This window comes from Paenibacillus sp. S33 (assembly GCF_053615415.1).
The window spans coordinates 56,170-76,139 of sequence record NZ_JBSIEZ010000001.1 but is presented as its reverse complement, the minus strand read 5'-3'; the positions used below and the strand labels follow the sequence as shown (position 1 = coordinate 76,139).

General features: G+C 47.7%; 20 protein-coding genes. All 20 read right to left on the bottom strand.

The window, feature by feature from the left end; all coding sequences use genetic code 11:
* Window positions 1-63: 63 nt before the first annotated feature.
* Window positions 64-540: a transcription elongation factor GreA gene (gene greA, locus ACWGXJ_RS00365; RefSeq protein ID WP_013308160.1), complete on the bottom strand. Its 477-nt coding sequence runs from the start codon at window positions 538-540 to the stop codon at window positions 64-66.
* 214 nt (window positions 541-754) lie between these two features.
* The gene (dusB, locus tag ACWGXJ_RS00360; protein WP_061831235.1) at window positions 755-1,783 is read right to left on the bottom strand and encodes a tRNA dihydrouridine synthase DusB; all 1,029 of its coding nucleotides are present in this window, start codon (window positions 1,781-1,783) and stop codon (window positions 755-757) included.
* A gap of 45 nt (window positions 1,784-1,828) precedes the next feature.
* Window positions 1,829-2,029, bottom strand: coding sequence for a helix-turn-helix domain-containing protein (locus ACWGXJ_RS00355; RefSeq protein ID WP_209940739.1), 201 nt, complete (start codon window positions 2,027-2,029; stop codon window positions 1,829-1,831).
* Complete coding sequence (gene folK / locus ACWGXJ_RS00350; protein ID WP_165179768.1) at window positions 1,981-2,529, bottom strand: 2-amino-4-hydroxy-6-hydroxymethyldihydropteridine diphosphokinase; 549 nt, start codon at window positions 2,527-2,529, stop codon at window positions 1,981-1,983. Before folK ends, ACWGXJ_RS00355 begins: the two co-directional genes overlap by 49 nt.
* A gap of 9 nt (window positions 2,530-2,538) precedes the next feature.
* Window positions 2,539-2,901, bottom strand: coding sequence for a dihydroneopterin aldolase (gene folB / locus ACWGXJ_RS00345; protein ID WP_023986457.1), 363 nt, complete (start codon window positions 2,899-2,901; stop codon window positions 2,539-2,541).
* Between the two features lie 167 nt (window positions 2,902-3,068).
* On the bottom strand, window positions 3,069-3,935 hold the full coding sequence (gene folP, locus ACWGXJ_RS00340) for a dihydropteroate synthase (RefSeq protein ID WP_452565918.1): 867 nt from the start codon (window positions 3,933-3,935) through the stop codon (window positions 3,069-3,071).
* The gene (locus ACWGXJ_RS00335) at window positions 3,932-4,828 is read right to left on the bottom strand and encodes an aminotransferase class IV (protein ID WP_452565917.1); all 897 of its coding nucleotides are present in this window, start codon (window positions 4,826-4,828) and stop codon (window positions 3,932-3,934) included. The genes folP and ACWGXJ_RS00335 overlap by 4 nt, the downstream gene beginning before the upstream one ends.
* 3 nt (window positions 4,829-4,831) lie before the next feature.
* Window positions 4,832-5,407, bottom strand: coding sequence for an aminodeoxychorismate/anthranilate synthase component II (gene pabA / locus ACWGXJ_RS00330; RefSeq protein ID WP_013308153.1), 576 nt, complete (start codon window positions 5,405-5,407; stop codon window positions 4,832-4,834).
* A gap of 5 nt (window positions 5,408-5,412) precedes the next feature.
* Window positions 5,413-7,035, bottom strand: a complete 1,623-nt coding sequence (locus ACWGXJ_RS00325) for an anthranilate synthase component I family protein (protein ID WP_452565916.1) — start codon at window positions 7,033-7,035, stop codon at window positions 5,413-5,415.
* A 126-nt stretch (window positions 7,036-7,161) separates the two neighbouring features.
* Window positions 7,162-8,100, bottom strand: a complete 939-nt coding sequence (gene cysK / locus ACWGXJ_RS00320) for a cysteine synthase A (protein WP_061831241.1) — start codon at window positions 8,098-8,100, stop codon at window positions 7,162-7,164.
* A gap of 250 nt (window positions 8,101-8,350) precedes the next feature.
* A complete protein-coding gene (locus ACWGXJ_RS00315; protein ID WP_452565915.1) occupies window positions 8,351-9,283 on the bottom strand; it encodes a peptidyl-prolyl cis-trans isomerase in 933 nt (310 codons plus the stop codon).
* 20 nt (window positions 9,284-9,303) lie between these two features.
* A complete protein-coding gene (hslO, locus tag ACWGXJ_RS00310; protein ID WP_452565914.1) occupies window positions 9,304-10,188 on the bottom strand; it encodes an Hsp33 family molecular chaperone HslO in 885 nt (294 codons plus the stop codon).
* Between the two features lie 219 nt (window positions 10,189-10,407).
* Window positions 10,408-11,175, bottom strand: a complete 768-nt coding sequence (locus ACWGXJ_RS00305) for a type III pantothenate kinase (RefSeq protein ID WP_013368697.1) — start codon at window positions 11,173-11,175, stop codon at window positions 10,408-10,410.
* 6 nt (window positions 11,176-11,181) lie between these two features.
* On the bottom strand, window positions 11,182-12,072 hold the full coding sequence (gene nadC / locus ACWGXJ_RS00300; RefSeq protein WP_061831244.1) for a carboxylating nicotinate-nucleotide diphosphorylase: 891 nt from the start codon (window positions 12,070-12,072) through the stop codon (window positions 11,182-11,184).
* Window positions 12,062-13,675: an L-aspartate oxidase gene (gene nadB, locus ACWGXJ_RS00295; RefSeq protein ID WP_452567844.1), complete on the bottom strand. Its 1,614-nt coding sequence runs from the start codon at window positions 13,673-13,675 to the stop codon at window positions 12,062-12,064. Before nadB ends, nadC begins: the two co-directional genes overlap by 11 nt.
* A gap of 280 nt (window positions 13,676-13,955) precedes the next feature.
* Entirely contained in the window at window positions 13,956-15,995 is a 2,040-nt protein-coding gene (ftsH, locus tag ACWGXJ_RS00290; RefSeq protein WP_069290759.1) for an ATP-dependent zinc metalloprotease FtsH, read from the bottom strand.
* Between the two features lie 97 nt (window positions 15,996-16,092).
* Window positions 16,093-16,632 (bottom strand): hypoxanthine phosphoribosyltransferase, encoded by a 540-nt coding sequence (gene hpt, locus ACWGXJ_RS00285; RefSeq protein WP_025721686.1) that lies wholly within the window; start codon window positions 16,630-16,632, stop codon window positions 16,093-16,095.
* A 47-nt stretch (window positions 16,633-16,679) separates the two neighbouring features.
* Window positions 16,680-18,128 carry a tRNA lysidine(34) synthetase TilS gene (gene tilS / locus ACWGXJ_RS00280; protein WP_452565913.1) on the bottom strand — a complete coding sequence of 483 codons (1,449 nt, stop codon included), beginning with the start codon at window positions 18,126-18,128 and terminating at the stop codon, window positions 16,680-16,682.
* Between the two features lie 65 nt (window positions 18,129-18,193).
* Window positions 18,194-19,132: a protein kinase domain-containing protein gene (locus ACWGXJ_RS00275; RefSeq protein WP_061831248.1), complete on the bottom strand. Its 939-nt coding sequence runs from the start codon at window positions 19,130-19,132 to the stop codon at window positions 18,194-18,196.
* Window positions 19,116-19,865 (bottom strand): vWA domain-containing protein, encoded by a 750-nt coding sequence (locus tag ACWGXJ_RS00270; protein ID WP_023986444.1) that lies wholly within the window; start codon window positions 19,863-19,865, stop codon window positions 19,116-19,118. Before ACWGXJ_RS00270 ends, ACWGXJ_RS00275 begins: the two co-directional genes overlap by 17 nt.
* Window positions 19,866-19,970: the final 105 nt, after the last annotated feature.

Below are 19,970 nucleotides of genomic sequence, written 5' to 3'. Positions count from 1 at the left end.
CCGGGTGTAGAGAAAAAAAGCTTCCACAAGGAAGCTTTTACATTAAATTCCAAAGTCCGTGTCTTATTTCTTGATATCCACGATTTTATATTGAATAACGCCTGCTGGAACGGTGACATCCACAACAGTTCCCTTTTTCTTACCGAGAATTGCCTTGCCAACCGGACTTTCATTCGAAATCTTGTTTTGTAGCGGGTCAGATTCGGCTGAACCTACGATAGCATACTCTGTAATATCTCCGAATTCCAAATCTTCAACGGTCACAGTTGCGCCTACTCCCACAACATCGGTGTCAATTTCATCACTATTGATAATGCGGGCATTGCGTAGCATCTTTTCCAACGTAATTACACGGCCTTCAATAAAGGCCTGCTCATTCTTCGCATCCTCATATTCGGAGTTTTCACTAATATCTCCGTATCCGATGGCTACCTTAATCCGTTCAGCCACTTCGCGGCGTTTGACAGACTTTAAGTTCTCAAGCTCATCTTCGAGCTTTCTAAGACCTTCCTGTGTCAGAATGACTTCTTTATCGCTCATCTTAACCGATTCTCCTGTCATGGGAAAAGTTTAAAAGTGCATCGGAATGCACGCTTTCAAAACATAATATGCCACTCTGAGGGAATGAGAACATTTCCTGCTGTTGTCTTGAGAGCTGCACACAATTTGTAGCATACATCAAGATTTTATACTGAACGATTATAGGGCAAGCAATTGGAAAAGTCAATTGCGTGCACAGGCCGGAACAGCTTCCTTATTGCGCAACAGCAGCAGGAGAAGCAGCGCTTGTAGAAGGCTCATCGTTATCTACCATGTGCAATTGAGATACAAATTGATCCAAAATGCGTACCATATCGTCGCGCTTTGTTTCTTCCATAATGACATCCTTAATACGTGCCGAACCTTTAAACCCTTTGAGGTACCAAGCCAGATGCTTACGCATTTCACGGACAGCTACTGCTTCACCCTTCAATGCAACCAGACGATCCATATGCAGAATGGCAATACGAATTTTTTCTTCCGGTGAAGGATCGGGCAACAGCTCGCCCGTTTGCAGGTACTCAATCGTACGGTAGAGCATCCACGGATTCCCCAGAGCACCACGTCCGATCATAACGCCATCACAATGGGTCAAATCGAGCATACGGCGGGCATCTTCCGGTGATGCCACATCACCGTTTCCAATTACAGGAATGGAAACTGCTTCTTTAACTTCTTTTATAATATCCCAATTTGCATGTCCCGTATACAGTTGCTCCCGTGTACGGCCATGCACGCTAACGGCCTGACCTCCGGCACGTTCAACAGCGCGAGCGTTCTCTACGGCATAAATATGCTCGCTATCCCAACCAATACGCATTTTGACGGTAACCGGCTTGCTTACCGATTCCACTACCGCCGATACCATCTCATAAATCTTGTTTGGATCAAGCAGCCAACGAGCGCCTGCATCACATTTGGTCACTTTGGGAACCGGGCAGCCCATATTGATGTCAATAATATCTGCATTCGTCTCCTGGTCTACGACTTTCGCAGCTTCCACCAAAGATTTGCGGTCGCCTCCAAAAATTTGCAAGCTAAGCGGCTTCTCGCGCTCATCTACAAACAGCATCTCACGTGTACGCTTGTTGCCGTGAATGATGGCCTTATCACTAACCATCTCTGCACATACCAAGCCTGTACCGAATTCCTTGGCGATCAAGCGAAAGGCAGGATTGCACACGCCTGCCATGGGTGCCAAGACGACTTGGTTTTTCATTTCAATATCGCCGATTTTCAACATATCTGTTCACCCCTTTATTCCTTCTTTTATATCGTATACTTATCGTCAATCCGTCAATTCCCGGACTTCAATCTCTAGCGTTTGGGCGATGATGTTCAGCATGTCTGGGTCTACTGCACGATTACCTCGCTCCACAGCACCTAATACAGTCAAAGATATGCCGGTTCGGTTTGCCAACTCCTGCTGGGTGAACCCTTTTAGCTTCCGAAAGGCGCGGAGTCGTTGCGCCAGCTGCAAGTTTTCCAAAGCTGTATGCCGTCCTTTCCATCCACAGAATTCAATGCAGTATGCACGATACTGTACAGACCGGACGGATCTTGGTTCGGAACGATGTCAGCCAAAGGAACCAGCACAAAAGCACGCTCCAACATACGAGGGTGAGGAAGCTCCAAATCCGGTGTAGCCAGTTGCGCCGCTCCCATCCATAACAAGTCCAGATCAATGGTTCGTGGACCATTAGGAATATGTCTTACTCTCCCCAGACGACTCTCCACCTCCAGCATATATACCAGAAGCTCCTCTGGAGCAAGTGTTGTAGATACGGCTACCGTCATGTTCAAAAAAGAAGGTTGATCCAGATACCCAACAGGTTCTGTTTCGTACAGGCTGGAGCACCGCAGCACCCGTATACCCGGATGTTCGTCCAGCGCCGTAATGGCTTCATACAGGGTATGCTCGCGCTCCCCCAAATTAGCCCCTAAAGCAATATAAGCCTCTGATCCCTCAGAGGTCGAATGTGAATTCATGTATCGTTCCTACTTTCTTGCGCGATAAAGCTCAACCGTAACGCCTTGAAAATGAATATCAAACGGCGGATGCGGCTTCGTGACTTTGACAGTCAGTGCATTGACACTAGTATAAGTGTCCAGTAGGGAAGATGCAATACGTTCGCCCAAAGCTTCAATCAATTGGTAAGATTCCTTTTCTACAATATCTTTAACGGTGTAATGTACCTCGGCGTAATTAACCGTTTTGTCCAAAGCATCCTGCTCACCCGCTTCACGCAGATCAAGCTCCAGTTCCAAATCAATATAGAAACGCTGTCCCAGCTTGCGCTCCTCTGGAAAAACGCCATGATATCCGTAATACTCCATACGATGCAAAACCATTTTATCCATCGTGGGTAGACCCCCTGTTTTTATTAGATTTTTCTAATCAAGTGACTTTACTGGTGGTAGCGAAGCGCTCGCCTTTGCAACGGGATTCTTACAGTTACATGTTTTACCAATTCAAAGAATCCCGTTGCAACAGCGCTCGTAGGATCAAATCATTCGTGGAGCAGGCTTTATCCGTCATAACTTAGTGCATTTTTAGACCCGTACACCATCGCATCACACATACGTACGGTGCGCTTGATTTGTGCCACATCATGTACACGCACAATCTGGCACCCTTGAGCAATGCCAAAAGCAACAGTAGCCGCCGTACCCTCCACCACATCATTCACAGGCAAATCGAGTGCTGTACGAATAAATCTTTTGCGTGACGTAGCCAATAACAGTGGGAAGCCTAGCTGACTCAATGTATCGAGAGAAGTCATAGCATGGATATTTTCATCATAATCCTTGGCAAAACCGATGCCTGGGTCTAAAATGATTTGTTCCTCACGTACCCCCGCATCCAGCGCTAATCGGATACTCTCTTTTAAATCAGACAGCATATCAGAAACCAAATCACTATAATTACGATCATGACGATTATGCATCAAAATGACCGGGCAATCGAATTCCGAAGCTACACGTGCCATATCGGGGTCTGCCTTAAACCCCCACACATCATTAATGATATGTGCACCAGCTTCAAGCGCCTGCCTGGCTACTTCGGCTTTGTAAGTATCTACAGATAACGGAATGTGCGGTGCGATACGATGAATGGCCTGGATGACCGGAATGACCCGAGCCAGCTCCTCTTCCACACCTACTGGGTCATGACCCGGACGGGTAGACTCCCCACCAATGTCAATGATATCGGCTCCATCTTCCACCAGCTTCAATGCGTGTAAAACAGCAATCTCTGGGTTATAATGTAATCCTCCATCGGAAAATGAATCCGGGGTCACATTCAGTATACCCATGATCTGTGTGGAATGTCCTAGCGTAAGCTCGGCATCCCCCATTCGGTAACTACGTTGATAAAGGGTCGGTATGTTCACTTGATCCCTGCTTTCTGTCTATAATCGTGCAACAGCAAAGCTGTTATGGACCTGGGTTGCGTCAAGGGAACCGATACATGGTTCGTTGCTCCACCCGGCTCCAACAACAAATCCACGGGCCGTATTTCTTGTATAGAGTTGGTCATAAAAATTTCATCAGCCTGTTTCAGCTCGTCCCAGCTGTACAAACCTTGCTCACAAGGAATGTCTCGCAGATGCGCCAGCTCTAAAATGAATTCACGCGTAATGCCTGGCAGAATTCCTGTAGACAAGTCAGGGGTATACAGCGTATTATTCCGCACAAAAAACAGATTGCTGACCATTCCCTCCGCCAGAAAACCATTGGCCGTAAGCATCATTCCTTCAGCCTTATAACGGACAGCCTCGGCATACTGCTGAAGTTCCCGCTTCGCAAGAATATTATTCATATAATGGAGCGACTTTAAACGAACCTCACCCTCTGGAGTGTTTCTGGGGGTTCGCAACAACTGAAGCGCCGATGGGGAAATGGATTGCCCGGTTTGTGTATTAGTAGAGGGTAACGGTTTCGCAAACAAAATATGGTTGGGGCGCGTATAGTCCCCCGTCGGCAATCCTAGCACCTCTTCGCCTGCTGATACGGTGTAGCGGATATAGGCTTCATCCAGTCCATTCGCCACCATCAGATGTTGGATGTGTCTCGTAAGCTGCTCCTCATCCGGTTGAAAAGGAATGCCGAGCATTCGGCAACCTTCCTGCAGTCGATGCAGATGCCGATCCAGCAAGAATGGGACACCCTTGTAGGTGCGGAATGTTTCAAACAAGCCCATTCCGTATAAAAAGCCGTGATCACTTACGTGAATCACGGCTTTTGCGGCTTCCGTGAGGACGCCGTTGACTCCGATATATTTCATGAATCAGACGCCTACCTTGCGTTTTAGGAAATTGCGTAATAGTTGATGCCCGTAATCCGTAATAATGGATTCTGGATGGAACTGAACTCCTTCTACGGCAAATTCTTTATGCCGCAAACCCATAATTTCACCTTCCGCGGTTTCTGCGGTAATCTCTAGACACTCAGGCAGACTCTCGCGCTCCACCAGCAATGAGTGATACCGGGTTGCTGTGAACGGAGAAGGCAAGCCTTCAAATACCGATGTATTGTGATGAAGAATCGGTGATGTTTTACCGTGCATGAGTCGTTCAGCCCGGATAACCTTACCGCCAAAAGCCTGTCCGATGGCCTGGTGGCCGAGGCAAACGCCAAAAATCGGAATGCGACCTTTAAAATGGCTGATCACATCCAGTGATATCCCCGCCTCATTCGGCGTGCATGGACCCGGCGAGATCAAAATATGCTCTGGTGCCAGCTCTTCTATGCCTTTCACATCAATCTCATCGTTCCGTTTTACGGTTACTTCTTCGCCAAGTTCACCCAAATATTGAACAAGATTGTACGTAAACGAATCATAATTATCAATCACCAAAATCATACGACTCACCCTCCTGTGATACCGCTTCTGCTCAAAGCAGCTTCTTCTTCACCACATTGTACCGCCTTCATGACAGCTCTGGCCTTGTTCCGACATTCCCGATATTCCCTGTACGGGTCTGAATCAATGACGATCCCCGCACCTGTCTGTAAATAGGCAGTGCTGCCTTTAACAGCTAGTGTTCTTATTATAATATTTAATTCCATATTGCCGTTATAGTCAATCCATCCAAGAGACCCTGTATAAGGACCCCGACGAACGGGCTCTAATTCTTCAATGATTTCCATGGTGCGCACCTTGGGTGCCCCGGTAATGGTTCCGCCTGGAAAGGTAGCAGCAATTACATCTATAGCTGTACGACCCTGGGCTAATTTCCCCTCAACCTGAGATACCAGATGCATAACGTGCGAATAGTATTCGACAGTCAGCAGTTCAGGCACATGCACCGATCCGTATTCAGCAATCCGTCCGATATCGTTACGCTCCAGATCGACGAGCATAATATGCTCGGCGCGTTCTTTTTCGCTTGATAGAAGCTCTGCTGCCATAGCGGCATCTTCATCCGGTGTTAGCCCCCTTCTTCTCGTACCTGCAATAGGTCGGGCGCTCACACGTCCATCCTCCAGCTTCACCAACAATTCTGGCGAGCCACTGACGATCCGTAAATCTGGCATACGCAGCATACCCATATAAGGGGAAGGATTCAGCAGACGAAGCCATTCATATATATTTTCAGGGAGGGCTGTAAGCGCACGTTGCTGACGAATCGACAAGTTAACCTGGAATACATCCCCTTGGGCAATGTATTCCTGCACACGTCTTACGGCATGTTCAAAATCTTGTTGGTTGAATGCCGCTGTCCAGCCTTCAGATTCTTGATGAGCAGCCTCTAACCCCTCTTCGGCAAGCCTAGCACAACGACGAGGGTACGCAGGATCAATCTCTCCTGCATTTATGATGTTATTCCACTGAATCAGCATACGTTCTGCACGTTGGGCAGCTTCCGCATAATGCTCGCAAAGTATGGGATTTGGCTCATCCCGTTTAACGGGATTGGTCAAATCGGTATCACGGCTGACTTTATCGGAATGCGCAGGAGCAGGCATATGAACAGCACAATATATGCAGGATTTTTCGTGATCATAAATCCATAGCTCATTCACCCTCATCCATACATAATCAGGTATGCTCGTATCGTCTGCAGCTTGAGATGGCAAACGCTCCAACGAGCGAGCTACATCGTAGCCAAGATAACCCGCAAATCCTCCAGAGAAAAAAGGCATGCCAGGTACACGCGGTGAACGGTAAGGAGCGATCCAGTTGTTCATGACTTTCAAAGGTTGACCATGTAGATCTCCATGCTTCCCACTTTGCAAATCAGTCCAAACTGCATGTTCTCCCTTGCCTTCCAATATAGCAACCGGATTTAAGGCCAGATAGGTGTACCGCCCACCTTTAGCGCTCTCCAGCAAAAAGGCATATGGCGACGAATCCTCCCAAGCCTTCCGCCACGATGACGGTAGCCCTCCCACGGGTAATGGGTACTCAGCGATATAGGGAAGTATGCTCCAGCCTTCCTCCTGCCAAACCTGCCACTGCGCCTCCGTCACTCTAGCTGTCGATTTCATCCGTGTGTGCTTCCCCTTCCCTACTTTTCAAAAAGTCTACATTCTCTCCTTAAAAAGAAACCCCCACCCCCCTGCAACAGGGAAATGAGGGAATCCTTACGTATAGTATACACAATTACGACATAATTACAGCTCGAAATTGTATAGTGGCGTACTCAGGTAACGTTCTCCATTACTTGGAACAATGACAACGATCCGTTTTCCCTTGCCCAATTGCTTAGCAAGTTTCAAAGCCGCATGAACAGCCGCGCCAGATGAAATACCGGACAAAATGCCCTCTTCCTTGGCCACTCTACGTGCTACCTCGAAAGCTTCATCGTTTTCTACATGAATAATTTCATCATAGATATCACGGTTTAAAATTTCAGGAATAAAGTTGGCACCTAGCCCTTGGATCTTGTGGGGTCCTGGCTTACCGCCTGCTAACAGCGGGGAAGAGGCGGGCTCTACAGCCACCACTTTGATATCAGGGAATTCTTTCTTAAGCACTTCTCCAGCACCAGAAATGGTTCCGCCAGTGCCTATTCCCGCTATAAAAGCATCCAGAGTTCCGCCAATGGAACGAATGGCTTCCACAATCTCAGGACCGGTCGTTTCACGGTGAATTTTGATATTAGCTTTGTTCTTGAACTGCTCAGCAGCAAAATAATCCGGATTTTCACTCAGCAATTCTTCCATTTTCTTAACGGACCCATTCATGCCTTCTGATCCTGGTGTTAACACAAGCTCGGCTCCATAAGCACGCAACAAATTACGACGCTCTATGCTCATCGTTTCTGGCATAACAATGACTGCCTTATAGCCCTTCGCAGCAGCTACCATAGCCAAGCCGATTCCTGTATTACCGCTTGTTGCTTCAATAATGGTACCGCCTGGCTTAAGCAGACCTTCACGTTCAGCTTCTTCTACCATGCTAATCGCAATACGATCTTTTACACTGGAGCCTGGGTTCTGATATTCCAGTTTCAAATAGATTTCGGCGCTATCTTCCGGTACAATTCGGTTGAGGCGAACGAGGGGTGTTTCTCCGATAAGTTCGGTAATGTTATTAACAACTTTAGCCATGATAATTCCTCCCTGACTGTAGATGATATATTAAAAATTGCGAAATCATATTGTAGATGATTCTTAGTCAATTACTTTCATTTTGTGCCGTTCATTAATTTCCGATAAAAATAGTTGGTTTTATACGCTAATCATAACAATCTTCAATTCCAATGTCAATACGAGTGAATAAGCCGCGATGCTGTCAACCCGCGTTATCAGCATCGTGCTTCCTTCAAACCAATATTCTTTCACTACGTTGCAGAGAAGCTTAGGATGCATTCTTTCCAGATAGAATACGCGCTCCATATTTATCACGCAGACCCTTCTCGACCTCTTCCAAAGGAGCGGCTTGTGCAAGCGCAAGAGATCGGCGAATTTGCTGCCGGATCTGCTGCTTATCCGGAGAATTCTTCAACCTTACATCCTGTACATAAATGACAGCATAGCCATCGTTAACAGAGATCGGACCTGCAACATCCCCAGAGCTTAGCTCTCTCGCCGCCTTCATGATCGCCTCCGGTTGCAATGGATCATATTCATCCACCCATCCCAGCTGTCCACTGGTATCTTTGTCGAAAGGCTTACCTGCATGCTCTTGAATCAGCACATCGAAGCTTTCCCCCTGCTTAACCCGATCTAGCAACGCTTCTGCTTCCTCCGCATTATCCACATAAAGAGCTGCCAATTGGATCTGCTTACCGACGGCAAATTCCTCAGGATGCTGCTCCCAATACTCGTCAATCTCCGCTTCCTGAACCTGAATACCCTCAGTAGCTATTTTCTCCAAACCAATCCGGTATTCCGCTTCATTCCGCAAATCAACCGGGCCTAAGCCAAACTGTCGCTGCATTTCATCAAAATAGGCATGATCTGAGTCATACCCTTTACTATCCTGCTCCAGCACCTGCTGTAGATCCTCTTGGGTGATCTTGATACCGAGACGCTTGGTTTCAGCCTGCACGGCTTTACGATTCAACATTTGCAACAGCGTATTGGTTCCATATCGCTTTTTCAGTTCCGCTACCCACTGTTCCTCCGATATGCCTTCCTGACCCATCTCCGCCACAGTATGATCGCCGTCATCCTTGCTTACATCACCCGGCTTTGACAGCCCCCGAAGCATGATAAGACCACCCAAGGCGGCGACGCTAACGGTCAGAATAATGACAGCTGTCCATAATCCTTTTTCCCGTGTAGTCATCGCTTGCACCGCCCATCCGGTTAGGCTTTGGCTTGATCTAACAGATTTTGCAATTCATCTTTATTAAATTGATAAGCCTCATTACAAAAGTGGCATACGACCTCAGCCTGTCCTTCTTCCTCAATTAACTGTTCTAATTCGCTTTCTCCCAAACTGATCAATGTTTTTTCCACGCGCTCACGTGAACACTCACATTGAAAATGAATATCCAATTCATCGAGAATCCGAACGTCCGGCAGCATCCAGCGCAGCATTTCATCAAGTTCCAACCCTTGATCCAGCAAAGCAGTAACGGGTGGAATGGAGCTGACTGCATTTTCGATCGCAGTAATCTCATCATCATTCAAGCCTGGAAGCAACTGAATAATAAATCCACCGGCCACAATAACCGAGTTATCCGTATCTACCAGCACACCCAAGCCCACCGCTGACGGGGTCTGTTCCGATTTGGCAAAATAATAGGTAAAGTCCTCACCCAGTTCACCGGAAATAATCGGAGTACTGCCGCGATACGGTTCTTTTAACCCCAAATCCTTGATGATATGAATGAAACCCTCTGTACCTACGGCACCCGCTACATCCAGTTTGCCCATACTATTGCTCGGCAAATGCACATGCGGTTCAGTAACATAACCTCGCACTTCCCCTACAGCATTGGCATCAACGACGATTTGCCCAATCGGTCCATCACCTTTAATTTGAATGGTCAATCGCTCTTTGCCTTTTAGCATAGAGCCCATAATAGCACCTGCTGTGAGGGTTCGCCCCAAAGCAGCGGTTGCCGTAGGATGAGTATCATGTCTTCTCCGCAATTCCTCTACCAATTGAGTTGTCCGAACAGCAAAAGCTCTAACCCTTCCATCCATGGCTGTGCCACGAATAAGTCGATCCTGCTTATTTTCCATATTGATATCCTCCCCTATTCTCCAGGACAGCTATGCTGCTTATTTTCGTTAGTATGGCTCATCATTGAAGCATAATTTCCTATTATATAAACAACCTGCATCGACAGATCACGCGAATTGTTCAAAAACGTAACATATTTCAGTATAGACGAAAAACGCCGCTAATCCAAACCGATAAGATCATCGGTTGGACTCAGCGGCAGCTTATATCCACTTTTTTTATTCAGCGTTACGTTGGTAAATGATGCGTAATCCTTCGAGCGTCAACATCGGCAACACTTTCTGAATGCTCTCTGTCTCTGATGCGATTAGCTCTGCAAGACCTCCGGTAGCAATAACCGTAGGTTCCACCTGCATTTCTTCCTTAATGCGCCTCACAATGCCATCCACTTGCCCAGCATAACCGAAGATAATCCCAGCTTGCATGGCATGAACCGTATTACGACCAATAACCTTTTTGGGTTTCTCCAACTCGATGCGGGGCAGCTTGGAAGCTCGTTGATACAGTGCCTCCGTCGAAATCCCGATCCCCGGCACAATGACACCGCCCAAGTAGTTTCCCTTATCGTCGATACAATCAAACGTCGTCGCTGTTCCAAAGTCCACCACAACCAGCGGCCCGCCGAACCGTTCGACAGCCGCAACAGCGTTCACGATCCGATCCGCACCTACTTCACGAGGATTCTCATAACGCAGGTTAAGACCAGTCTTGATTCCCGGCCCGACGATTAACGGCGTTTTGCCTATGTATTTATCGCACATTTCTTCTAATACACGGACCAATGGCGGAACGACAGAGGAAATAATCACTCCCTGGATGTCATCCTTTAGTACGCCACCCATACTAAAAAGATTATGTATGAGTACGCCGTATTCATCTGCGGTTGCCTGCCTGGAGGTACTGATCCGGTAATGGTGCAACAGCTCCCGCCCTTCGTATATCCCCAGAACAATATTGGTATTACCTACATCCACTACAAGAATCAATGGGTGTCACCTATCTTTCTTTGCGTTAAGGTCAAGGCTGATATCCAGGTTATGAAAAGAGTATGTCAGCCTGCCTACAGAAATCACATCTACGCCACTCTCAGCCATCTCACGCACTGTATCCAGCGATACATTGCCCGAGGCTTCTGTTTTGACATGTGGTGCCCGTTCCCGAATGAACCGAACGGCTTCCTTCATATCTGGGGCAGACATGTTATCCAGCATAATGATATCCGCCCCAGCTTCCAAGGCTTCCTGAACTTGTTTCATGTTTTCCGTCTCTACTTCAATCGTCATCGTATGCGGTATATTAGCGCGCGCTCGACTCACAGCTTGTTCAATCCCACCTGCGCCCTTAATATGATTATCCTTAATCATAACAGCATCGTACAGGCCAAAACGATGATTCGAGCCACCGCCTACACGAACAGCATACTTCTCCAGCAGTCGATGTCCCGGTGTTGTTTTACGTGTATCCACCAAGCGAGTGGACAGACCATGCAATTGATCTATAAAAGCCCGAGTCCGCGTGGCAATACCAGACATCCGTTGGAGCAGATTTAACGCCAATCGCTCCCCGGTCAGGATTGCATGGGTACTCCCCGTTACTTCTGCCAAAACGCTCCCCTTTTCAATCCACTGTCCATCGACTACCAGCGGAGTGAACGACAAGGAAGGGTCCACTACCTGAAATACAAGGGCAGCCACGGGTAACCCCGCAACCACGCCGCTCTCCTTGGCATGAATGACAGCCTTGGATTGGTGGCCCTGCTCAATTGTCCAGCGCGTGGTCACATCGCCAGAGCCCGTATCTTCTCGCAGCCAGCTGCGAATTTGTGCCGTCAGTTCTTCCTGATATCCACTAAACTCTCCATAAAGCTCGCTGTTAGATGTCATGAACGTACTCCTCCGTTATCCCTTGCTCACGTCGCTGCTGAACATGCTTTCGCCAGACGCTATCATCTGTCTCAGGAAAATCCTCGCGATAATGCGCTCCCCGGCTCTCCTCACGTAGCAGCGCACCATCTGTTACTAATAAAGCACAGGTGAGCAAATTGGCAAATTCGATCTCTTCCCGGCTAGCAATCACAGCCTCAAAAATAGGCATTAGCCCTTGCAACTCATCTAATGCTGCTTGTAGCCCTTCGCCGTGCCGACGAACTCCAGCATAACGAACCATGGCTTCTTGCAGCCTATGCCGCTGCTCCGCGACGGATGAAGCCGGGAACTCTGTACGGTTATCGCTATAAGATATCAACGTATGGCCGACTAGCGGTGGCAATGAATGCAGTCGCTCAATAATCCTGCTGGCGAATACAATAGCTTCAGATAACGAATTGCTCGCCAGACGATTAGCTCCGTGAACACCTGTAGAAGAGGTCTCCCCGCAGGCGAACAAACGCGCAATGGAGCTTTCCCCGTATAAATTGGTCTGAACACCACCCATCATATAATGGGCAGCAGGCGCAATGGGGATCCAGTCTGTCGTCATATCCAAACCAAATGACAGACATGTCCGATAAATGGTTGGAAAACGTTGCTTCACCCGCTCAGGCGGCTCGTGTGTAATATCCAGGTATACAAACGCAGCTTGGGTGCGTTCCATCTCATGAATGATAGCACGAGCTACGATATCTCTGGGTGCAAGCTCCTGCCGGGAATCATACTTGTCCATGAAGCGTTCTCCGTGAATATTGCGTAATACGGCTCCTTCTCCCCGTACAGCTTCGGAAATTAGAAACCTTGGAGCGCCTGGATGGCACAACGCCGTAGGATGAAACTGTATGAATTCCATATCCCGTACAATCGCCCCCGCACGATATGCCATAGCGATACCATCCCCGGTTGCAATATCCGGGTTGGTCGTATAACGGTATAATTGCCCGCTACCTCCTGAGCACAAAATCGTTGCATTAGCAGTGATATACGACCTTTCCCCACCTGGCTTTTGGACGAGTGCTCCAATACACTCACCATGCTCCGTCAGCAGATCAATTACTATGCATTCTTCCCACACTTCGATACCGGGATGGGCAGCAACCTGGTCTGATAAGGCACGCACAATTTCATAACCGGTAGCATCTCCATTCGCATGCAAAATACGCCGGTGACTATGCGCTCCTTCCCGTGTCAACGCTAGTTCACCATCCACACGATCAAAAGCCGTTCCCATACGTATTAACTCTTGAATACCAACTGGACCTTCATGGACAAGCGTACTGACCGCCTCAGATTCACACAGACCTGCTCCAGCAATCAGAGTATCTTCCATATAATAGGCTGGTGTATCCTCGTCCGATGTGACAGCAGCAATGCCGCCTTGAGCATAACGCGTGTTGCTTTCCATCAAAGTCTTCTTGGTAATCAGCAACACTTTCCGATTCTCTGCAGCCTTAATCGCCGTATATAAGCCCGCAATGCCCGAGCCAATAATTAATACGTCGGCCTCCAATCGGGTCAAGTCCGCTACATCAAAATCAACTAGATATCTTGGAATCATCATGCCTTCACCTGATTTCACAGAAGAATAGCGCACACCATAAGTTCTACAGTATGCGCTCACGTATATGTTCAAAATGATAGAGAGTCGATTGCAGCGACTGTTGGCTTTTATACGCTAAGAAGACGACAGCCGTTTATTTAACAATAAATGTACACAACGTTCCGATGTCTGTCAAATCACGTTAGCAATAATCTTCCATTTAAAAAACTCCGGAAAACCAATAATACCTGGTTCCCCGGAGCTTCCTATACGCTTATTCAACTATCCCATCGGATGATTAGGTTGTTGTCGGTGGAGTACCACCGGAGTTGCCCGAATTGTTATCATCCTCTGGCTTTTTCAGATTAGGGATATCATTCGGTTGATCCGTTGTATTCTTAGGCTCGTCATCCTTACCTTGAATACGTACACGGACGTCTCCAATGTTGTCGATCACAGGCTCACCGTTTTCTGGTGTTCCTTCTCCCTCCGTTGTGCCACCATCCAAAGAACCTGTCTCGATCAAACGTTTGATTTGTTCAAGTTCCAGAGTTTCTTCTACCAGCAAGGTTTGAGCAATCAAATGAACCTCTTTGGAATACTTGGTCAGGAGTTCTCTAGCACGCTCATAAGACTCAGTGATGAAGCGATTCATCTCCTGGTCAATCTGATAAGCGATCTGATCACTGTAGTTCTGCTCATGACCGATATCGCGTCCAAGGAATACTTGGCCTTGTGAAGTACCGAACTGCATCGGACCAAGCTTCTCACTCATACCATATTCTACGATCATGCTGCGTGCAATGCTTGTCGCTTGCTGGAAGTCGCTATAGGCTCCCGTTCCGATCTCACCAATGAACAGTTCCTCGGATACGCGTCCACCCAACAATCCAGTGATTTTGTCCAGCAATTCCTGCTTAGTTGTCAACATGCGGTCTTCCTTCGGAAGCATGATGACATATCCGCCTGCACGTCCACGTGGAATAATCGTTACCTTATGAACCATATCCGCATTTTCCAAGAAGAAGCCGATAATCGTATGGCCTGCTTCATGATAAGCAACAATTCGTTTCTCGCGGTCACTGATTACGCGGCTGCGTTTTTCGGTACCTACGATAACACGGTCGATAGCTTCATCTACTTCTCGCATCGAGATATCTCTGCGGTTACGACGAGCCGCCAACAAAGCAGCTTCGTTCAACAGATTTTCCAGATCAGCGCCTGTAAAGCCTGTTGTACGTTTCGCAATTACGTCCAATTTAACATCCTTCGTTAATGGCTTGTTGCGAGCATGTACATACAATACTGCTTCACGGCCTTTAACATCTGGACGGTCAACCGTAATTTGACGGTCAAAACGTCCTGGACGAAGCAACGCCGGGTCTAAGATATCCGGACGGTTTGTAGCCGCTACGATGATGATACCTTCGTTTGCGCCGAATCCATCCATCTCTACGAGCAATTGGTTGAGCGTCTGCTCACGTTCATCATGTCCGCCACCCAATCCGGCGCCACGTTGACGTCCAACGGCATCAATCTCATCAATGAAAATGATACAAGGTGCGTTCTTCTTCGCGTTCTCGAACAAATCACGAACACGGGAAGCACCGACCCCGACGAACATTTCTACAAAATCAGAACCCGAGATGCTGAAAAACGGTACTCCGGCCTCGCCTGCAACAGCTCTCGCCAAGAGTGTTTTACCCGTACCTGGAGGGCCCACTAACAGAACACCTTTTGGAATACGAGCGCCCACAGCTGCAAACTTGCGTGGGTCCTTCAAGAATTCTACGACTTCGACAAGCTCTTGCTTCTCTTCGTCAGCCCCTGCCACGTCCTCGAACGTAACCTTCTTCTTCTCTTCGTTATACAGACGGGCTTTGCTCTTGCCGAAGTTCATAACTTTGCCGCCACCGCCCTGTGCCTGATTAAACAGGAAGAAGAACAACAGGAACATGATCACCAAAGGAATGATAGAAGTCAAAAACGTCAGCCAAATGCTTTCGCCTTCCATTTTCTTCTGCACGTATTCAAACCCGTTCGTTTCGCTGGCATTCACCAGTTCACTTAGTGCTTGATCCGTTGGTGGAACATATACGGAAAAATTGGTCGATTTAGCATTAGCCGGCTGCTTCTTATATGCACCGGTTACAAGATAGGCGTAACCGTCAAATTGGACCGTTACTTTAGAGATGTTATTAGCTTTAACCTCTTGCCGTAATTGGTCATATCTAGGGAGATCGGAGGCTTCGTTACTGTTGCTAACAAACTGAACGATACCCACCACAACTAAAAAAAGAATCAAATAAAAACCAGAATTCCGGATGAACCGATTCATCCCCTACCTCCTCTCGAGACACTTAAGTTATTTTACCATAGCCTGTAAGTCCTTCTCAACAAAGGGCCTTATTTAGTCCTAGGACTGGAGGCTGAGATTAGCTGGTGTAGATTTCCGGCTTTAAAATCCCTATGTATGGGAGGTTCCGGTAGTGCTCGGCATAGTCCAGACCATAGCCGACAACAAACGCATCTGGAAGCGTAAATCCAGTATAATCTGCTTCAAGATTAACTGTCCGGCGTGCAGGCTTGTCGAACAAGGTTACGACACATACCGAATTGGCATTACGGTTTTTAAGCAATTCAATCAAATGCGTCAGCGTCAGGCCGCTGTCGATAATATCTTCGACAATCAGAACGTCGCGTCCTTCTACAGATGCGTCCAAATCCTTAATGATTTTGATGATACCTGAGGATTTTGTGGATGCTCCGTAACTTGATACAGCCATGAAATCAAGCTCCAACGGCACTGTAATGGTTTTAACCAAATCAGCCATAAAGATAAACGCACCTTTCAGTACGCAAATCACCAATGGATTTTTACCTTCATATTTCACGCTGAGCTGTGCACCCAATTCCTTAATTTTACTCTGAATTTCTTCTTCGCTGATCAATATTTCCTGAATATCATTTTGCAACGGTGTAAACCTCCTAAGTTTATACTATGAAAGCCGTTCCTGCGCAATTACCGATGCCCCGGACTCTCTCGTCTTTGCCATGACATATATATAACCGAAGACGTGTGCTTTTGCACTGCGGCATGTACAGAACGTCGTACGCCCGGAATCCAGAGAATAGCTCCAGCGTGGTCGCAGACGATGGGAGTAACGGAACGCATTGAAGGAGGTATTTTTTCATCAATAAAAATATCTTTAACCTTTTTTCTTCCGTTTAATCCCATTACATACATGGTATCTCCAGGTAATCGCGAGCGTACAGTCAAAGGCAGACTCAATTGATCTGCGTCGAACCACGCTTCCTCCTTATTCGCCGAATGGTCCGCATCCGAATAGGAAGCCCTTCGCCACCGAAGTATACCACCTGCCTCAGGCAACTCTAGCTCACCGGAAAAAGGCAATACACTTAGTCCATAGCACCATTCGCCCATAACGACTTGCGTACGGTCAAACAAAACCGCCTGGTCATATTCGCGGACTCCAACCGCACCGCCTCCCAAGTCCAAACTCCATGTAGACGATGCCTCTTGGAGAAGTCTTAGTCGAACGGTCTCAATTTTACGAAAATCAAAATTTTCACTGTCCGAAGGCAGATAATTTAATATTAGTTTAATCAACCTCCGTTGTAAAGCAACGGATAGCTTACGGTATGAAGCGATGGGAAACATGTACCTGCCATTATCCAAGCGCACCATTTTCTCGTATGCCGACAGCGTGGATGCCTCCATAAAGTCATTTTCGTCAGCCATCGTTTCGGCCAGCCGGTTTAGGGACGGTGTCAGTCGCTCATTATATTGCCCCAAAAAAGGAAGCACATCCATGCGAATGGCGTTACGACGGTATTTGGATGATAAATTAGTGCTGTCTATCACATAGGAAAGATCATAAAAGTTACAAAACTCAATCAGGTCAGCCTTGTACATACGTAGCAGCGGGCGAATGAGTTGCACATTTTTTTCCCTGCGCGCCAAACGCATACCTGCCAAACCTGCTGGGCCGCTACCACGCAGCAAGTGCAAGAGAACCGTTTCGGCTTGATCGTCGCCGTGGTGAGCCATTGCAATATGCTGTGCTTCCCACTTTGTAGCCATATCATGTAAAAAGCTGTAGCGCAGCTCGCGGGCTGCTTCCTGTGGCCCCTTCCCGCTCTCCTTCATATAAGCGGGTACATCCACCCGAGTCATTTCAAATGGTAGTTCGAGCTTTCGGGCAATATTGCGTACCTCTTCAGCCTCCGCATCCGATTCCTCTGGTCTGAAGCCATGATGAACGTGAGCGCAGACGAGTTGTAAAGGCATATGTATAACGGATATTTCATGTAAAATGTGCAAAAGGGCCACCGAATCCGGCCCACCGGATACAGCAACCACAATGCGGTCTCCGGGGCTCCACAGTGAATGATCTCGCGCCAAGGCGAGCACTTCCTGCACAACACCGGTCGGTTTTGTTGTTCCCATTCACGACCCTCTTTTCTCCCGACCGTAAAAATGATGATCATCTGTTATCTTATGTAAGTCTGCTGCTACCTTAACGCAATCCAGAGCGCTCCGGCAAGCAGCAAAAGCGATACCGTGAAAGCATATCCCAGCCAGCGTGGGTTCCCTTTTTTGACCGACGATTGCCTGACATGTGCGGAAGCCAAACGTGACCAAGATCGCGCCGCTGCACGAGTATCGGAATATTCTCCACGCACTGCACCCAGCAGCCATTCGGCATAGGGGCGCAATACACGGCTACGGCGAATGATGACCGTCAATTCTGCCGTATTACGCAACTGAGGCAGCCTACTCGCAGCGGTCTTTAATGATTCGCTCTCCAATATATGAATCGTTAGAAGAGCGAAGGCAAACAGGTCATACTGGGAATCAGCATTTCGGCTGCCGGCATTCCAGAATCCCCTATCATACCACTCTGTGAATTGTTTAACACTCCGACCAGCAAGAGACACCCCACCGTAGTCAATTAATTCAGCCTCTCCATAGGCATTGACCAAAATATTCTGCGGCTTCAGGTCGCCAAACACCCATCCTGCCTGATGGAGATCCGCCAGACGATTCAGTATACCGGTTCCAGCCACACCATACCATTCCGGCCCTTTAGCTGCCACAAAACGATGAAGCGGATCACCCTTAACATATCGCATAACATAAAAGGGGATTTCTCCGCTGCGTAACACTACATCATCCACCTCAAACAAAAAGGAAGGATTTCCATTTCGCTGAAGGGCGGCCTGAGTCCCCTGAGACTGCAATGTGGTCAGCACATTAATCTCCGATTGCAGATCAAGCGTGTTCTTCCCCATTTTCAGAGCAAATTGCCGATCGGCCTGTGCTTCTTTTACCAAATATACAGTTCCGTTCGCTCCCCGGCCCAGCAAGCGCTGGATGACATAGCTGCTCCGCTTCCACTTGCCCTTGATGACCGTTCCGGGTGCAAGAACGGGATCAGACGACGTAGTCACCGAGCATCCCTTCTCCTTTGCCATAGGATTCTTCCAGATCTTTCTGTTCTCCTAGTGTAACATATCGGTAATAATCAATCACTTGTAAAATGGCAGGACCTGTCGGTGTTGCCCCTTTCATCCGCAAGCGTCCAAATATCGATTTGATCTGGTTAAGCTCAGAGGTCCAACCGATATCCATGACTGCGTCTTCTCCCATTTTACCGCCCGGAAAATGAAATACAGATATACGACTGTGTCCGCTTCTGGACTGTAAACTGAGCAGCAAATCGCGGATGCTGTCCTCTACAGCAGGCAGCTTGGGCTTCATGCTCGCACTTGCATCAATGAGCAAAGCAATCTCCAGGGTGCTTGTTTCTGTCAGTTCATCCATCACCTCAACCACTTGGGCTCGTTTGGCCGGAGGAAGTTCACCGATATGTTTGGCGCCACCCTCACCCAGAATGTGCGTTAACTCTCTATTAACCGCCTGCTGAATGGTTTGAACCACCGTTTTGCGCGTCATCATTTGCATGGTCTGCGCCAACTGTTTTGTCCCTACGATTTGGCTAAACCCTCCCCCTGCTTTAGCAATTTCTTGAATCTCCGCACTGCCAAGCTCGCCAATAGTTCCATAATCTATGACTCCGGCGACGTTCACTGTAATACCTTCCCGTAAAGCCTGGGCAGCCGCCATGACTGGACTAACACCTACATTTGAGCATCCGTCTGTAATGATCAAAATTTGCTTCATCGTTTTTTGACCTCCGCTTCCTCTTAATCTATCCCGATAGATTCTATCTTTGCCTAATCCGGAACGATTCAAACGAAGGATGCGGATTTTTAAAAATGGGTAAGG

Coding starts and splice junctions, on each gene's coding strand:
- cysK (WP_061831241.1), bottom strand. CDS start 8,100: ATGGCTAAAGTTGTTAATAACATTACCGAACTTATCGGAGAAACACCC.
- ACWGXJ_RS00325 (WP_452565916.1), bottom strand. CDS start 7,035: ATGAAATCGACAGCTAGAGTGACGGAGGCGCAGTGGCAGGTTTGGCAG.
- hslO (WP_452565914.1), bottom strand. CDS start 10,188: ATGGAAAATAAGCAGGATCGACTTATTCGTGGCACAGCCATGGATGGA.
- ACWGXJ_RS00315 (WP_452565915.1), bottom strand. CDS start 9,283: ATGACTACACGGGAAAAAGGATTATGGACAGCTGTCATTATTCTGACC.
- pabA (WP_013308153.1), bottom strand. CDS start 5,407: ATGATTTTGGTGATTGATAATTATGATTCGTTTACGTACAATCTTGTT.
- dusB (WP_061831235.1), bottom strand. CDS start 1,783: ATGTTGAAAATCGGCGATATTGAAATGAAAAACCAAGTCGTCTTGGCA.
- nadC (WP_061831244.1), bottom strand. CDS start 12,072: ATGACATCTAACAGCGAGCTTTATGGAGAGTTTAGTGGATATCAGGAA.
- ACWGXJ_RS00270 (WP_023986444.1), bottom strand. CDS start 19,865: ATGAAGCAAATTTTGATCATTACAGACGGATGCTCAAATGTAGGTGTT.
- folK (WP_165179768.1), bottom strand. CDS start 2,529: ATGAATTCACATTCGACCTCTGAGGGATCAGAGGCTTATATTGCTTTA.
- folB (WP_023986457.1), bottom strand. CDS start 2,901: ATGGATAAAATGGTTTTGCATCGTATGGAGTATTACGGATATCATGGC.
- nadB (WP_452567844.1), bottom strand. CDS start 13,675: ATGATTCCAAGATATCTAGTTGATTTTGATGTAGCGGACTTGACCCGA.
- greA (WP_013308160.1), bottom strand. CDS start 540: ATGAGCGATAAAGAAGTCATTCTGACACAGGAAGGTCTTAGAAAGCTC.
- ACWGXJ_RS00335 (WP_452565917.1), bottom strand. CDS start 4,828: ATGAAATATATCGGAGTCAACGGCGTCCTCACGGAAGCCGCAAAAGCC.
- tilS (WP_452565913.1), bottom strand. CDS start 18,128: ATGGGAACAACAAAACCGACCGGTGTTGTGCAGGAAGTGCTCGCCTTG.
- ftsH (WP_069290759.1), bottom strand. CDS start 15,995: ATGAATCGGTTCATCCGGAATTCTGGTTTTTATTTGATTCTTTTTTTA.